This window comes from Thioalkalivibrio sp. ALE17 (assembly GCF_000425605.1).
Lineage (GTDB): Bacteria > Pseudomonadota > Gammaproteobacteria > Ectothiorhodospirales > Ectothiorhodospiraceae > Thioalkalivibrio.
In genome coordinates this window covers 35,233-50,127 of sequence record NZ_AUDT01000002.1, presented here as the reverse complement: position 1 = coordinate 50,127, position 14,895 = coordinate 35,233, and the positions used below count along the sequence as shown (strand labels likewise).

Sequence of the window (14,895 nt, the reverse complement as noted above, 5' to 3'; positions counted from 1 at the left end):
CCTCCTCAGCCCCGGCCCGAGGAGCCGAAGCCGCCCGCGCCGCGGGCGGTCGCCTCGAAGTCCTCGACGACGCGGAACTTCGGTTGGGCGACCGGGACGATGACCAGCTGCGCCAGGCGTTCGCCGACCTCCAGGGTGTAGGCGTTCGCGCCCCGGTTCCAGCAGGAGACCAGCAGCGGCCCCTGGTAGTCGGCGTCGATCAGGCCGACCAGGTTGCCCAGCACCAGGCCGTGCTTGTGGCCCAGCCCGGAGCGCGGGAGGATCATCCCGGCATAGCCCGGGTCCTCGATATGGATCGCGAGCCCGGTCGGGATCAGTTCGGCGGCGCCCGGCTCCAGCGTCAGCGGGGCCTCGATCATCGCACGCAGGTCGACGCCGGCCGAGCCGTCGGTGGCCGGGGCGGGCAGCGGGAAGTCCGCGCCCATGCGCGGGTCCAGGATCTTCAGGTCAATCTCGGGGACGGGCATGCGGGGTTCCTTGTCCGTTTCGCATTCGATCAGCGTTGTTCCAGGCGCTCGACGATCAGGTCGATCAGCGCCCGGGCCAGCTGGGTCTTCGGCTGGCTGGGGAGCTGGCGCTCGCCACCCTCCCAGAGGCACAGCAATTCGTTGTCGGGGGTGCCGAAGGCGCGGCCCTCGCCGACCCGATTGGTGGCGATCAGGTCGAGTCCCTTGGCGCGGCGCTTGGCCTCGGCATGTTCGCGCAGGTGCTCGGTCTCGGCTGCGAAGCCGACCAGGAACGGGCGCCGGGGGAGGGAGGCCGCCTGTGTTGCCGCCTCAGCCAGGATGTCCCGGGTGCGCTCCAGCGCCAGATGCATCACCGGGTCGGATTTCTTGATCTTCTGTGCCTGCGGCTCGGCCGGGCGGTAGTCGGCCACGGCCGCGGCCGCGATCAGGATGTCGGCCTCGGGCAGGCGTTCCATCACCACGGCGTGCATGGCGGCGGCCGTCTCCGTGGCGATGCCCGCGACGCCCGTGGGTACGGCCTCGGCTGTCGGGCCATGCACCAGAGTCACGTGTGCGCCCGCGTCGCGCGCCGCCGCGGCCAGGGCAAAGCCCATGCGCCCGGAGCTGCGGTTGCCGATAAAGCGCACGGGATCGATCGGCTCGAAGGTGGGACCGGCGGTGATCAGTACGTGGCGCCCGGCCAGCGGGGCGTGTGCCGGTTGCAGCAGCTCCCGCGCGATCGCGGCGGGCTCGCGCATGCGGCCCTCGCCCTGCTCGCCACAGGCCTGGTCGCCGCTGTCCGGCCCGATCAGGGCCACGCCACGCTCGATCAGGGTCGAGACGTTCGCCTGCGTGGCCGGGTGCGTCCACATGCGATGGTTCATCGCCGGCGCCAGCGCGACCGGCGCGGTGGTGGCCAGTAGCAGCGTACTCAGCAGATCGTCCGCCAGGCCCTGGGCGTAGCGGGCAATCAGGCTGGCGCTGGCCGGGGCGACCACGATGCGGTCGGCCCAGCGCGCCAGGGCGATGTGATCCATGCCGGATTCCGCCTCGGCGTCCAGCAGCTCGGTGCGCACCGGCGCGCCGGACAGGGCCTGGAAGGTCAGCGGGGTCACGAAGGCGCGGGCGCCGGCCGTCATCACCACGCGCACCTCGCAGCCGGCGCGCTTCAGCCCGCGCACCAGTTCGCAGGCCTTGTAGGCGGCGATGCCGCCGCTGACGCCGACGAGGATCCTTGGCTTGGAATCGTGTTCCGTCATGCGGCGGATTCTACCCGTTCAGCTCTTTTCCTGGCGCGCGGAGACGCCGGCGGTCAGGGCATAGCGCATCGCGTCCTCCAGCGACAGCTCCAGCGGTTCGATGCGTTCGCGCGGGAGCATCAGGGTGTAGCCGCCGATCTGGTAACTCATGGGCATGTAGACCGCGACCGTATCGGGGCCGCCAAGGCTGTCCGGAAGACCCGCGAAATCTTCGCGGGTGACGAAGCCGACCAGCTTGAAGTCGGTGCCGGGCAGCTGCACCAGCACGGCCTGGCCGAATTGCTCGTGGATGTCGCCGGAGACCAGGCGCGTGACGTCGCGCACGGTCCCGTGGATGGTCTTGACCACCGGGATGCGTTGCATCAGCCCTTCCAGCCAGTCGAACAGCCAGCGGACCACGTAGGCCTGGAGCAGTACCCCCAAGCCGAAGAGCAGGCCGATGCCGGCCAGGATCCCCATGCCCGGGAAGTACAGAAGATCGGGCAGGATGGCCTGCAACAGTCCTCCCAGCACCTCCTCGGCGGTGCTCCCCAGCCACCACAGCAAGGCCAGCGTGATGGCGGCCGGGAGGATGGCGGCCAGGCCGGTCAGGAAGGTTCGAGAGATTCGGCGCACAGCGGGCTCCGTGCAGGGGTATGCTCGGATGCTAACGCATTCGTGCTCGTGGCACGTCCACGACGGGAGCGGGGCGGGGGCGGCACTTTGGCACGTCCGCGCAGTCTATCGAGCGAGGCCGCCGGCACGTCGCCGGGTATGGGGAGTGACGAGATGCAGCGATGGAAGGGAATGAGTCTTTGGCCCCTGGTCCTGGCGATGATGGCGATGCCGCAGGTGGGGCTCGCGGAGTCGTCGGCCGCGGCTGCACCCGGGGACTACGCGATGACCCCGGAGGAGGTGGCGCCCGGGGTCTATGCGGTGATGACGCCGGCGCGGGATTTCCCCAGTCGCGAGAACCTGGGCTGGAACGCGAACATGGCGTTTGTGGTGACCGGTGACGGGGTGCTGGTGTTCGACACCGGCTCCTCCGAGACGATGGGTGTGGCCCTGCGCGAGGCGATCGCCGGGGTCACCGACGAGCCGGTGCGCTGGATCGTGAACAGCCACAGCCATGGCGACCACTGGCTGGGCAATGCGGCCTTTGCCGCGGAGGCGGAGATCATGGCCGGCTCGGCGGCGATTGCGCGCATGGAGGCCGAAGGCGAGGGCTGGGTCGAGAACTTCCGCGAGATGACCGAAGGGGCGACTGGCGATACCACGCTGCGGTTGCCCGATACCGCAGTCGACGAGCGCATTACCCGCGACCTCGGCGGGACCGAGGTCGTGATCATCCCGTCCGGGGGCGCCCATTCGCCGGGTGATCTGAGTGTCTGGCTGCCACGGCAGCGCGTCCTGCTGGCTGGGGACGTGGTCTACAGCGATCGCGCGCCCTCGGTGTGGGATGGCGATGTCGCGCAGTGGATCGATCTTCTGGACGAACTGATCGCACTGGAACCCGCCGTAGTCGTGCCCGGGCATGGCCGTCTCGAGGATGCCGCGACCCTGGAGCGGCTGCAGCGCTATCTGGTCACGCTGTGGGATGCCATCGAGGAAGGCGTGGAACAGGGACTGGCCGACTTCGAGACCGTGCCCCTGGTGCGCGAGCGGATGGGCGATCTGGTCGAGGCCTATCCGGGGTTCGAGGACAAGATCGACCGATCGGTGGCGACCACCTACCCGGATGTCGAGGCGGCGGTGTTCTGAAACTGCCCGCGGGCGGCTTCAGAACTGCCAGGTGGCATGCAGCGACCCGAATTCGGCCGCGCCTTTGGCCTGGCCGCTGAATTCGCGCGAACGCCACACGTGGGTGTAGCCGATCCGCACGCCCCCCACATGAAAGACCGCGCCGGCGGTGAGTTCGCCGACCAGCGGGTGCTTGTCCACCGAGGGGCCGTCGCGGAACAGTGGGCCGTCTAGGAACAGGTCGTAGGCCATCAGGCGGGTGTCGACCCCGGCGAAGAAATAGCCGCCAACCCTGCTGGTCGGTTCGAAGGTATGCGACCCGGACAGGGCGGGGTTGATCCGTGTCGGGCCGTAGTCGCGCGGGAGGTTGCGCCCGGCACGCATGATCGCCCCGGCGTTGGCGAAGGTGAACGGGCTGCCGACGGTTGCGCCCCAGTGCGGGGTCAGATCCCAGCCCCAGCCGCTCGCGGCATGCCGCGTGTAGCCCCGTAGCTGGCGCTCGTAGCCCACCATCAGGGTCGGTTCGTTGCCAATCTGGTCGTCCCAGCCCCGGGGTTGCGGAGCGCTGGACCAGCTGTGGACCTCTTTCTGGGTGCGATCTGCCAGGGAGGCCGGCCCCACGGTGCCGAGGGTGACCTGCAGGCGGTCCAGGCGGTCGCCGTGCTCCTCGGCCAGGCTGAAGTTCAGGTACAGCCAGCCCGCGTAGGGGCGGTCGTCCGGGTCCGCGGGCGAGCGTTCGATGTCCTCCGGCGTGTACATGTTCTGGCCCAGGTGGATGGCGGATTTCAGCCTTCCACGCTCCTCGCGCTCCACAAAATAGGGCAGGAAGTCGGCCACGCTTCGCAGCCACGAGGGGACCTTTTCCCCGCTGCGGGTCCAGCCGATGCGCACGCCGTTGGTGTAGTAGCGGTCCTCGCCGGCAAAAAGGTCGTTCTCGAACTCGAAGTGCAGGGCATCCACGCCGGTTTCCGCGCCGGCGGTCGGGCCTGCGGCCGCCAAGCCAAGGGCTGCCGCGGCCAGCAACGCCCGCATCCTGCGGTCGGGTGACCGTCCTCGAGGGGCAATGGCGTTCCGGTATGATTGGCGCATGGACCTCTCCAACCAGATCATCTTCCTGGCCGCGATCGTGTTGCTGGGGAGCATCCTGTCGAGCGTGATCACCTCGCGGCTGGGGGTGCCCCTGCTGCTGGTGTTCCTCGTGATCGGGATGCTGCTGGGCCCGGAAGGCCCGGGCGGTCTGGTCTTCGAGAATATCACCCTTGCGTATCTGGTCGGCTCGGCCGCCCTGGCGATCATCCTGTTCGACGGCGGGATGCGCACACCGGCCCGCAATTTCCGGATCGGGCTGAAGCCGGCGCTGGGGCTGGCCACCGTCGGAGTGCTCGTGACCTCCGGTCTGACCGGGCTGTTCGCCGTGTGGTGGCTGGGCCTGTCCTGGCTGGAGGGCCTGCTGCTGGGGGCGATCGTGGGCTCCACCGATGCCGCCGCCGTGTTCTCCCTGCTGCGCTCGCGCGGGCTGGAGCTGAAAAGCCGCGTCGGGGCCACGCTGGAGATCGAGTCCGGCTCCAACGATCCGATGGCGATCTTCCTGACCATCGTGCTGATCGAACTGCTGCTGATGCCCGATCAGCAGTTCGGTCTGGTGGTACTGGTCGAGTTCATCCAGCAGATGGGCCTGGGTGCGGTGCTCGGCGTCGGGGGCGGCCTGGCCCTGCTGGCCCTGATCAACCGGGTGCCCATGGCCGCCGGGCTTTATCCGCTGTTCGCGATGGCCGGGGCGCTGGCCATCTTCGGGCTTACCGGCCTGGTCGGCGGCTCCGGGTTCCTCGCGGTGTACCTCGCCGGCCTGCTGCTGGGCAACCGCCCGCTGGAGGCCTCGCAGAACATCAAGCGCTTCCACGACGGCATCGCCTCGCTGGCGCAGATCGGCATGTTCCTGATGCTGGGCATGCTGGTGACCCCCTCGGGGCTGCCGCCGGTGGCGCTGGACGCGGGGCTGGTGGCGGCCGTGCTCATCCTGGTCGCGCGCCCGCTGGCGGTCTGGATCTGCCTGTATCCATTCCACTTTCCCTGGCGCGAGCAGGTCTTCATTGCCTGGGTCGGCCTGCGCGGGGCGGTGCCCATCATCCTCGCCCTGTTCCCGTTGCTGGCCGGGCTGGAACTGGCCGGCCACTTCTTCCATGTCGTCTTCTTCGTGGTGCTGATCTCGCTGCTGGTCCAGGGCTGGACCGTCGCGCCCTCGGCGCGCTGGCTGGGCCTGGAGCTGCCACCCACCACGGCGCGGGTGCAGCGTACCGAGCTGGATATCCCCGGCCAGCAGGAGATGGAACTGGTTGGTTATCGCCTGGCAGAGACCACGCCGGTGGTGCGCGAGGCGTGGTCGAACTTCCGCCTGCCGGGCACCGCGCGGGTGGTGGCTCACCTGCGTGACGGCAAGCTGCTGGAGACGCTCGAGTTGCTGGACCTGCACGCCGGCGACCACCTCTACATCATGGTCGCGCCGGCGGACCTGCCGGACCTCGACCGCCTGTTCGTGCCCAAGGACGAGGTGCCGGAGCGCCTCACCGAACGCAGCGTGTTCGGCGAGTTCGCGCTCAATGGCGATGCCCAGCTGGGCGCGGTGGGCATGGCCTACGGCGCACCGGTCCCGCCCGAGCGCCAGGGCGACACCCTCGAGGCCTATCTGCGCCGTGAACTCCAGGCCGAGCCGGTCGTCGGCGACGCCGTCGATCTCGGCCCGATGCGCCTGGTCATCCGCGAAATGGACGGCCCCCGCATCACCCGCGTTGGCCTGAAACTGCTGAAGTAAGCAGGGCCCGGGTGGGCTACTTCTCCAGCATGGCCTTGAGGCCGGCGAGGTGGGCGCGGGCGGTGAGTTGCTGGGTCTCGGGGTCCGGCGGCTTGGCGTCCGGCCAGTCGAGGTGTTCCTCGGGGAGTTCGTCGAGGAAGCGCGAGGGTTCGCAGTCGATGGTCTCGCCGTAACGGCTGCGTTGCTGGGCGTAGGTGATCAGCAGGGTCTGCTGGGCGCGGGTCAGGCCGACGTAGGCGAGCCGCCGTTCCTCCTCGATGGAGTCGTCCTCGACGCTGACCCGGTGCGGCAGCAGTTCTTCCTCGAAGCCGACCAGGCAGACATGCGGAAACTCCAGGCCCTTGGCGGTGTGCAGGGTCAGGAGCTGCACGGATTCGTTACTGTCCTGGGAATCGCGGTTGCGGTCGAGGATGTCCATCAGGCTGATGCGGTTGACGATGTCGGCCAGGTCCATGGTCCGCTCGTCGTCGGCCTCGTCGTCGCCGTATTCGGCGCTGGTGTTGCCGCCGCCCATGCGCCCGACCCAGTCGATGAACTCGCGCACGTTCTCCATGCGCCGGGTCGCGGCACGGGGGTTGGGGCTGTTCTCCAGTAGCCAGGACTCGTAGTCGATGTCCTCGATCAGGGCACGCAGCAGGGCGTCCGGGGCCTCCTCCGCGCCACGGCGCTGGAAGCCGTCCACCCAGCCGGTGAAGCGTTCCAGCCGCGCCTGTGCGCGGGCATCCATGTATTCGGACAGACCGGCGCCGCGTGCGGCCTGCAGCAGCGAGGCCCCGCGCTGGTTGGCGTAGTGGCCGAGCTTTTCCAGGGTCGCCGGGCCGATCTCGCGGCGCGGCACGTTGACCACGCGCAGGAAGGCGGTGTTGTCGTCCGGGTTGGCCAGCAGGCGCAGGTAGGCGACCAGGTCCTTGATCTCGGCCTTCTCGAAGAACGACTGCCCGCCGCTCAGGCGGTAGGGGATGCCCTGTTCGCGCAGGAGCTTCTCGAACAGCCTGGACTGGTGGTTGCTGCGGTAGAGGATGGCGAAGTCGCCCCAGGTCGCATTCAGGCGAAAGCGCCGGCGCATCAGTTCGGAGACCACGCGCGCGGCCTCGGTGTCGGCGTCGGAGCAGCCGATCACCTCGATCTTCTCGCCCTCGCCGAGCGCACTCCAAAGACGCTTCTCGAACACGTGCGGGTTGTTGCCGATCAGCGCGTTCGCGGTATGCAGGATGCGGTTGGTGGAGCGGTAGTTCTGCTCCAGCTTGATCACCTCCAGGCGCGGGAAGTCCTGCTGCAGGCGCGCGAGGTTCTCCGGGCGCGCGCCGCGCCAGGCGTAGATCGACTGGTCGTCGTCACCGACCACCGTCAGGCCGTCACTGACCCCGATCAGCAGGCGCACCAGCTGGTACTGCGCGGAGTTGGTGTCCTGGTATTCGTCCACCAGCAGGTGGCGGATGCGGTCCTGCCAGCGGTTGCGCAGTTCCGGGTCGTCGCGCAGGCAGTCCACCGGGCGCTTGATCAGGTCGTCGAAGTCCACTGCGTTGTAGGCGCGCAGGGCGTCTTCGTAGCGCGGGTAGAGGTTGGCCGCGGCGATCGCCTCCGGGGCGTCGCTCATCTGGCTGGCTTCATGCAGTGCCTCTTCCGGCGTCATCAGGTCGTTCTTCCAGCGGCTGATGTGGCCAATCAGGGCGTCGACCTCGGAGCCGGTATCGTCGCGGTAGGTAATCTCGCGCAGCAGCTGCCGGCAGTCACCGGGGTCGAGGATGGAGAAGCCGGGGCGCAGCCCCGCCGCCTGCAGCTCGCGACGCAGGAAGTTGAGCCCGAAGGTGTGGAAGGTGGAGACGTTCAAGCCCCGGGCCTGTTCGCGTGACAGTCGCCCCTGGACACGTTCGCGCATCTCGCGCGCGGCCTTGTTGGTAAAGGTGATCGCCACGATCTGGCGTGCGGCGAGGCCGCGCCGCTCGATCAAGTGAGCGATCTTCTCGGTGATCACGCGGGTCTTGCCGGAACCCGCCCCGGCCAGGACCAGCAGGGGGCGGTCCGTGGTGGTCACGGCGGCCTGTTGTTGGGGATTCAGTTCGGACACCGGGGCGGTCGATTCCTTCGCAGCGGGGCGCGTAAACTAACCCACGATCCCCGATTCATAAAGACAGCAGCGGTGAGGGTAATCCATTGACCAACGGACCGCGTGCCGCGGCATCCGCCGCGGGCCGGGAGTCGCTCCCGATATTGACCCAGTTCGACTTTCATCAGCACCTGATGGATGTCCCGGGGCCGGCGGTCATCCTGTTCACGCGCCAGGGCTGCGGGGCCTGCAAGGTCATGGGGCGGGTCCTGGCGGAATGGCAGGCGGCGGGGGATGCGCCGGCGCTGTTCGAGGTGGATGCCGAGACCGATACCGCCCTGGTGCGGGAGTTCGAGGTCTTCCATCTGCCGGCACTGTTCGTGTTTCAGGCGGGGGCCTATCACGGTCGCCTGGAAGCCCCGCCGCGCCTGCCCCTGTTGCGCGAGGGGCTGGCGGCCGTACTGGCCCAACCGCCCGAGGAGGCGCCGTGAAATCCCCGCACGCCGAAACCGTCACGCCGGACCGGGACTGGTACCCGCCAGCGCAGCGCCTCGACAGCCCGAACCAGGATGAGCGTCCCCCCGGTCAGCAACCGGAACTGATCGTGGTGCACGCGATCAGCCTGCCGCCGGGCGAGTTCGGTGGAGGGCACGTCGCCGAGCTGTTCCAGAATCGTCTGGATCCGGATGCCCACCCCTACTTTGCCGAGGTCGGCGGCCTGCGCGTCTCCGCCCATGTGCTGATCGACCGCGAGGGCCAGGCGACCCAGTTCGTGCCGTTCTCCCGACGCGCCTGGCATGCCGGGGTGTCGCGGTGGCAGGGGCGCGAGCGCTGCAACGACTTCTCCATCGGGATCGAACTGGAGGGGACCGACGAGGACCCCTTTACCCCGGCGCAGTACGCCGCGCTTGCGCAAATGATTGGCTGGGTCCGCGCCCGCTGGCCGGGTATCGGGCCGCATGCGCTGGCCGGCCACAGCGATATCGCCCCGGGACGCAAGACGGATCCGGGCCCCCATTTCGACTGGGCGCGCCTGCGGCAGGAACTGCACGAGGTGAGCGCATGATTGTGGACCTGCTGCGTCACGGCGAGCCGGAGGGCGGCCAGCGTTACCGCGGCCATGGCTGCGACGACCCGCTGAGCGCGCGCGGCTGGAGCCAGATGGAGCGGGCGGTCCGGGGCGAGGAGGAGTGGCAGTATGTGGTCAGCTCGCCAATGCAGCGCTGCCGCGCGTTTGCCGAGCACTACGCCTCCACACAGGACCTTCCGTTGATCCTGGAGCCGCACCTGCGCGAGATCGGTTTTGGCGACTGGGAGGGGCGTACGCGGGTCGACCTGCAGCGGGATCGACCGGAGGAATACTGCGCCTTCTATGCCGACCCGGTGCACGCGCGCCCGGCCGGTGCGGAGCCGCTAACGGCCTTTCGCCGCCGGGTCGAGGCCGGTTTCGATGGGGCCTTGCGGCCGCTGCAGTCCGAACGGGTGCTGATGGTGGTGCATGCGGGGGTTATACGCGCGCTGGTCGGCTGGGTGCTGGGCGTGCCGGACGACCGCCTGTACCAGCTCGATTGCGAGTACGCCAGCCGCACCCGGCTGCATCGGCATCCGACCAGGGGCTGGCGGCTGCTTTACGCCAACCGGGTCTAGGCCCGGTTGTTAGCCGGCCTGGCTGCCGCGCTTGGGGACGGCCTTCACCGACAGGTAGTAGTCGTTGTTCAGGACGTCGATCAGCCGGTCGATGTTCGGATGCTTGCCCGGGTTGGCGCGGGCGTCGTCGGCGTGGCTGCCGTACAGCAGCAGGCCCGAGTTGGCCGCCTTGGGCCCGATGCCGCCGTAATCCAGCGCCAGCTGGTAGTAGATCTGCAGCGACAGGCTCTGGCCGTCCACGTTCTCGATGGTCGCGGTGGGGTTGTAGTCCTCGCCAAACAACTCCAGGCGTTCGATATTGCTGACGTCGGGCAGCTTCTTGGACATGTTCCGGCTCCTCGAAAGAATCGCGGCATTATCGGGGCATGACCCGGCGGCGACAACCAACCCGCGAAGGCGGCAGGGTCGCCCCGGGTCAGCGGCGAATAGGGCGCATGTTAAGCTATGGCCTTTTTTCGAGGGGACACGAACATGTCGCGAAGCGCGTTCATGGAGGCCGCCCAGGCCGCCGCTGATGCCGCCGAGAAGGTGATCCGCCACTACTACGAGGCGGGTGTCGACGTCGAAACCAAACCCGACGACACCCCGGTGACCCGGGCCGACGTGGAGAGCGAACAGGCGATCCGCCAGGTGATCCGCGAGCACTTTCCGGACCACGGCTTCTATGGCGAGGAGACCGGGCAGTCGGACATGGACTCCGACTATGTCTGGCTGATCGACCCGATCGACGGGACCAAGAGCTTCGTGCGGCGCTACCCGTTCTTCTCAACCCAGATTGCGCTCATGTTCAAGGGCGAGCTGATCCTGGGGCTGTCCAACGGCATCCAGTTCGGCGAACGGGCCTGGGCGGAGAAGGGCCAGGGCGCCTTCCTGAACGGCAACCCGATCGCGGTCGAGAAGACCGTCGATCTCGGGCGCGCCTCGCTGTCCACCGGCAACCTCAAGTCCCTGGCGCAGAGCCCCGAGGGGTGGACCGCGCTGGGCGGCATTATGGCCGAGGTCAACCGCACCCGCGGCTACGGGGATTTCTACCACTACCACCTGCTGGCACGTGGCAGCATCGACCTGATCATCGAGTCCGACGTCAACATCCTGGACATCGCCGCATTGGCGGTGATCGTGCGCGAGGCGGGCGGCGTGTTCACCAACCTCTCCGGTGGCGAGCTCGACCTGAAGACCGCGAACGTCCTGGCCGCGGCCACTCCGGAATTGCACCGGACGGCCCTGAACCGTCTCGCCTGGAAGGACTAGCGGCGGGCTGATTGAACCACAGAGGACACAGGGGACACCGAGAAGGGCGGTCTACAGGAAGACGGGAAGATTGGAAGGGAAAGCAGCGATTGGCTGCAGGCTGGCTGGTGATGCCGCGCATTTCGGGGCGATCATTGGCCGGGCCCTGCATCAGTAAGCTGTTGGTTTTTCCAGTTGGCCGTAAATGGTGTCCGTATCGGAAACCGAAGTCATTCTTCCGGCCTTCCTGGCTTCCTGTGACCAGAACCGAACGTCAGGTCGCGGCGCCGTTCCCGTTGCCGTTCCCGTTGGCCTCCACCAGCCCGTGGGCGCGCAGCTTCTTGCGCAGGGTGGCGCGGTTGAGCCCGAGCAGGGCGGCGGCGCGGCTCTGGTTGCCCCCGCAGCGCTCCAGCACACTGGCCAGCAGGGGGCGCTCCACCTCGTTCATGACCAGTGCGTAAAGGTCGTGGCTGCTTTGCCCGTCCAGGGTCTCGAAATACTGATCCAGCGCTCGCCGGACCGAGTCCGCCAGCACACAGTCGGACGGGAGTGTGGCCGCAACCGATGCTTCCTGGACGTCCGGGTCCTGTTCGAGTGGCATGTTCACGCTCATGCAGCCTCGCTTGCGATTCCCGTCAGGTGGGCGCGCAGGCGCCGCAGTTGTTCGCTGGCCGTGGGGGCGGCGAGAAGGTCAGCCCGGGCCGCCCGGGTGCGGGCCTCGTCGAGACCCAGACCAAGAAGATACCAGCCCAGGTGCTTGCGCGCGATACGCACACCCTGCGGTTCGCCGTACTGGGCGTGCAGGCCGGTGACGTGTTCCTCGATCAGGGCCAGGCGCGTGGCCAGGTCCGGTGCCGGCGGGATCGCTTCGCCGGCCAGCGCGGCGCGGATCTGACCCGGAAGCCAGGGCCGGCCCTGGGCGGCGCGTCCGATCATCACCCCGGCCGCGCCGGTGGTATCCAGTACCCGCATCGCCGTGTCCGGGTCCGTGATGTCGCCATTGGCGAGCACCGGGATGGAGACCGACCGGACGATGCGCGCGATCGCGGTATGGTCCGCCTGCCCGCGGTAGGCATCGGCCCGGGTGCGTCCGTGCACGGTCAGCATCGCGATGCCGCAGGCCTCGGCAATGGATGCGATCTCTTCGCCGTTCATTCGCTCGCGGTCCAGGCCCAGGCGCATCTTCAGCGTGACCGGCACGGTGACGGCCTCCGTGAGCGCCTGGAGCAGTTCGCGCACCCGCTCCGGCTCGCCCAGCAGGGCCGATCCCGCGGCCTTGCTGCAGACCTTCTTCGCGGGGCAGCCCAGGTTCAGGTCGATCACGTCGGCGCCCCGGCGCACGTTCTCCCGCGCCGCCTCGGCCAGCGGCTCGGGTTCGTTGCCCAGCAGCTGGACGATGCGCGGGCGCGGCTCCTGACGGTGGTCCAGCCGGTGGCGGCTCTTGTCGCTGGCCCACAGCCGGGTGTTGGAGGTGACCATCTCGGATACCGCCGCGCTGGCGCCCAGGCGGCGGGCCAGCAACCGGAACGGGCGATCGCTCACGCCGGCCATGGGGGCCAGGAACACGACGGGGTCCGCGAAGTGATGGATTCCGAGCTGCATCTGGGGCTGACGATTGAATCGGGGAAGCCGGGGAGTCTAGCACCTCGAGGCGCCCGCCGCCGGTGGTCAGCGTGCTCGCGCCCCCGGGGTGTGCATGAATCCGTGCTGCCCTTGAACGAGTTGCGGGTCCGGGGTGTCGGGCATAGGTCAGCGGGGCTGGATCTGGATGCCCGTGATGCGGGCATGGGGGCTGGCGAGGCTCAGGCGCAGGGTGGCGGGTTTGTGGGGGGGCATCGGGGCGTCCGCGTCGGTGTAGTCGTTCGGGGTCAGGCGCAGAGCGCCATGGCGCGTGTCCAGCTGGTCGCTCAGATGGATGTCGAGGACGGGCCAGGCCTGCCGCACCGGGCTTTCCAGCTGGAACTGGAGGTGCAGCGTGCCATCGATACTGGCGAAGAAGTCCGGTGTCGATACCCGGATGCGCTCGGGCGCGCGCAGCGGGTTCCAGACCGGGCAGGGGAGGGTGGCGCACAGCTGGGCGCGAGTCTGGTCCAGGTAATGGTTATGACCCGGTGCCACGGGCGGGAAGGCCAGCAGTTGCGCGCCCAGCAGAACGCTCAGGCCGGCGGCCACGAACAGCCCCGGCCAGACACGGCGTCGGGCGGGGGCGGCCAGGTCCAGAGGGCCCGGGTGGCGTTCGATGTCGATGGCGGTGGCGATGACCGGCGCACTCTCGATCGCGGGGGTGCGAGCGGGCTGCGCGGGAAGGAGCCCCTCCCCCAGGACGCGTTCGCCGGCGCCGCCGATCTCGAGGGCCGGGAACAGATCGAACTCGGCGCCGCAGTTTGTGCAATGCACCCGCCGCTGGCGGATCTTGGACCCGCGGGCGAGGGCGTGGGTGACGCCGCATTGCGGGCAGCGGGCGAGCATGTCAGCGTCCGGATGGCCGCAGCTGCGTCCGGTCGAGCGAGAAGGACGGTACCGGCGCGACGATGCCCATGGGTTGGCGTGTTCCTAGGGAAACACTGATCAATGTACACATTCGCGCTCGAGTCGCTTTTGCGTGCGAACAAGGCGCGGTGACCGCCGTGCAGTCATTCTGCACAAGGGAGCCGCAACGCTGTGCGCGCGCCAGTTTTTGATCAACAACGGGCGGCCGAGCCCCTGCTTTCAATGGCTTGTGGGGTTGGCACCCCAGGTTCCCCGATCCTGCGTTGCGCCGCTTGCGGGTAGAACCACTACCCGCTGCACGACGCGCCTTGTCTCGGAAAACCTGGGGTGCCAACGCGAGTGTGTACATTGATCAGTGTTTCCCTAGCGCCGGCGCCCGCCGAGCAGGGCCCAGCCTTCGCGGCAGTCCTCGACGCCAATGTCAAAGGCATCGGAATAGGCCGCGATGACCTCGTCCGCCTGGCGTTCCAGCAGACCGGCCAGCAGGATACGCGCGCCGGGTTTCGCGGCCCGCGCGAGCTCCGGGGCCAGGTCGATCAGCGGCTTGGCCAGGATGTTGGCCAGCACCAGATCGTATTCCGCCGTCGGGACCGGGTGGTCGGTCAGACCGGTTTCCAGTCGCTCGGGCGGGATGGCGTTGGCATCGGCATTGCTGCGCGTGGCCTGCACCGCCTGCTCGTCGATGTCGATGCCCAGCGCATGCCGGGCGCCCAGCTTCAGGGCCGCGATGGCGAGGATGCCGGAGCCACAGCCGTAGTCCAGCACCTCCTGATCCCGAGGCGGCTGCTGGGCCAGCGCGGCCAGGCACATCGCGGTGGTCGGGTGGTTGCCGGTGCCGAAGGCGAGGCCGGGGTCCAGGCGCACGAAGGTGCCCTCCTCGATGGCCGGCTCGTCCTCCCAGGACGGCACGATCCACAGCGAACTGCCGCAGTGAATGGTGCCGAGGCCGTCGAGGCCGGCGCGCACCCAGTCCTGGTCTTCGATGGGCTGCACCTGGATCGCCTCGGGGGCCTGCGCCTGGCGCTCCAGCGCGGCGGCCGCGAGATCCGCCTGGGTGGTGTCCGGGAATACGGCCTTCAGGCGCACAGTGGACCACAGCGGATGGGTGCCGAGAGGAGGCTCGAACAGCGGCTCGTCGGCGGCATCGAACAACTCGACGCTGACCGCGCCGAGTTCAAAAAGCGTGTCTTCCAGCGGCTCGGCCTGTTCCGGGCTGATCTGGCATTCGAGTTCGGCAAGGCTCATGGC

At 68.7% G+C, this 14,895-nt stretch carries 16 protein-coding genes; 6 read left to right on the top strand and 10 right to left on the bottom strand.

Annotated elements, in window-relative coordinates; genetic code table 11:
* Window positions 1–5: 5 nt before the first annotated feature.
* From dut to H609_RS0101915, 3 genes are read right to left on the bottom strand one after another with little or no spacing between them, the layout of a single operon-like run.
* Complete coding sequence (dut, locus tag H609_RS0101925) at window positions 6–467, bottom strand: dUTP diphosphatase (protein WP_028484180.1); 462 nt, start codon at window positions 465–467, stop codon at window positions 6–8.
* Between the two features lie 29 nt (window positions 468–496).
* Complete coding sequence (coaBC, locus tag H609_RS0101920; RefSeq protein WP_028484179.1) at window positions 497–1,705, bottom strand: bifunctional phosphopantothenoylcysteine decarboxylase/phosphopantothenate--cysteine ligase CoaBC; 1,209 nt, start codon at window positions 1,703–1,705, stop codon at window positions 497–499.
* Between the two features lie 18 nt (window positions 1,706–1,723).
* On the bottom strand, window positions 1,724–2,320 hold the full coding sequence (locus H609_RS0101915) for a DUF502 domain-containing protein (protein ID WP_018881534.1): 597 nt from the start codon (window positions 2,318–2,320) through the stop codon (window positions 1,724–1,726).
* A gap of 171 nt (window positions 2,321–2,491) precedes the next feature.
* Between H609_RS0101915 and H609_RS0101910 the strand changes: the two genes are divergently transcribed.
* On the top strand, window positions 2,492–3,445 hold the full coding sequence (locus tag H609_RS0101910) for an MBL fold metallo-hydrolase (RefSeq protein ID WP_019584247.1): 954 nt from the start codon (window positions 2,492–2,494) through the stop codon (window positions 3,443–3,445).
* 18 nt (window positions 3,446–3,463) lie between these two features.
* On the opposite strand, the gene H609_RS0101905 is transcribed toward H609_RS0101910, so the two are convergent.
* Window positions 3,464–4,456, bottom strand: a complete 993-nt coding sequence (locus H609_RS0101905) for a lipid A deacylase LpxR family protein (protein ID WP_051074886.1) — start codon at window positions 4,454–4,456, stop codon at window positions 3,464–3,466.
* 55 nt (window positions 4,457–4,511) lie between these two features.
* Between H609_RS0101905 and H609_RS0101900 the strand changes: the two genes are divergently transcribed.
* Window positions 4,512–6,233 (top strand): potassium/proton antiporter, encoded by a 1,722-nt coding sequence (locus H609_RS0101900; RefSeq protein WP_026280333.1) that lies wholly within the window; start codon window positions 4,512–4,514, stop codon window positions 6,231–6,233.
* Between the two features lie 16 nt (window positions 6,234–6,249).
* Here H609_RS0101900 and H609_RS0101895 read toward each other — a convergent pair whose 3' ends face one another.
* Window positions 6,250–8,301: a UvrD-helicase domain-containing protein gene (locus H609_RS0101895; RefSeq protein WP_028484178.1), complete on the bottom strand. Its 2,052-nt coding sequence runs from the start codon at window positions 8,299–8,301 to the stop codon at window positions 6,250–6,252.
* Window positions 8,302–8,444: 143 nt separating this feature from the next.
* On the opposite strand from H609_RS0101895, the gene H609_RS0101890 reads away from it, so the two are divergent.
* From H609_RS0101890 to H609_RS0101880, 3 genes are read left to right on the top strand one after another with little or no spacing between them, the layout of a single operon-like run.
* Window positions 8,445–8,771 carry a thioredoxin family protein gene (locus H609_RS0101890; RefSeq protein ID WP_018876625.1) on the top strand — a complete coding sequence of 109 codons (327 nt, stop codon included), beginning with the start codon at window positions 8,445–8,447 and terminating at the stop codon, window positions 8,769–8,771.
* The gene (ampD, locus tag H609_RS0101885; RefSeq protein WP_018876624.1) at window positions 8,768–9,346 is read left to right on the top strand and encodes a 1,6-anhydro-N-acetylmuramyl-L-alanine amidase AmpD; all 579 of its coding nucleotides are present in this window, start codon (window positions 8,768–8,770) and stop codon (window positions 9,344–9,346) included. The genes H609_RS0101890 and ampD overlap by 4 nt, the downstream gene beginning before the upstream one ends.
* Window positions 9,343–9,927, top strand: a complete 585-nt coding sequence (locus tag H609_RS0101880; RefSeq protein ID WP_018879684.1) for a histidine phosphatase family protein — start codon at window positions 9,343–9,345, stop codon at window positions 9,925–9,927. The genes ampD and H609_RS0101880 overlap by 4 nt, the downstream gene beginning before the upstream one ends.
* A gap of 9 nt (window positions 9,928–9,936) precedes the next feature.
* Here H609_RS0101880 and H609_RS0101875 read toward each other — a convergent pair whose 3' ends face one another.
* Complete coding sequence (locus tag H609_RS0101875) at window positions 9,937–10,254, bottom strand: DUF2322 family protein (RefSeq protein WP_017942594.1); 318 nt, start codon at window positions 10,252–10,254, stop codon at window positions 9,937–9,939.
* 162 nt (window positions 10,255–10,416) lie between these two features.
* Between H609_RS0101875 and H609_RS0101870 the strand changes: the two genes are divergently transcribed.
* Window positions 10,417–11,178 carry an inositol monophosphatase family protein gene (locus H609_RS0101870; RefSeq protein WP_018879683.1) on the top strand — a complete coding sequence of 254 codons (762 nt, stop codon included), beginning with the start codon at window positions 10,417–10,419 and terminating at the stop codon, window positions 11,176–11,178.
* 253 nt (window positions 11,179–11,431) lie between these two features.
* Here the strand turns inward: H609_RS0101870 and H609_RS0101865 are convergent, their stop codons facing one another.
* The 4 genes from H609_RS0101865 to prmA form a co-directional block, all read right to left on the bottom strand.
* Window positions 11,432–11,770 carry a helix-turn-helix domain-containing protein gene (locus tag H609_RS0101865; protein WP_018158446.1) on the bottom strand — a complete coding sequence of 113 codons (339 nt, stop codon included), beginning with the start codon at window positions 11,768–11,770 and terminating at the stop codon, window positions 11,432–11,434.
* A complete protein-coding gene (gene dusB, locus H609_RS0101860) occupies window positions 11,767–12,759 on the bottom strand; it encodes a tRNA dihydrouridine synthase DusB (RefSeq protein WP_028484176.1) in 993 nt (330 codons plus the stop codon). The genes H609_RS0101865 and dusB overlap by 4 nt, the downstream gene beginning before the upstream one ends.
* A 147-nt stretch (window positions 12,760–12,906) precedes the next feature.
* Complete coding sequence (locus H609_RS0101855; protein ID WP_028484175.1) at window positions 12,907–13,626, bottom strand: DUF3426 domain-containing protein; 720 nt, start codon at window positions 13,624–13,626, stop codon at window positions 12,907–12,909.
* A gap of 384 nt (window positions 13,627–14,010) precedes the next feature.
* Window positions 14,011–14,892, bottom strand: coding sequence for a 50S ribosomal protein L11 methyltransferase (gene prmA / locus H609_RS0101850; RefSeq protein ID WP_028484174.1), 882 nt, complete (start codon window positions 14,890–14,892; stop codon window positions 14,011–14,013).
* Window positions 14,893–14,895: the final 3 nt, after the last annotated feature.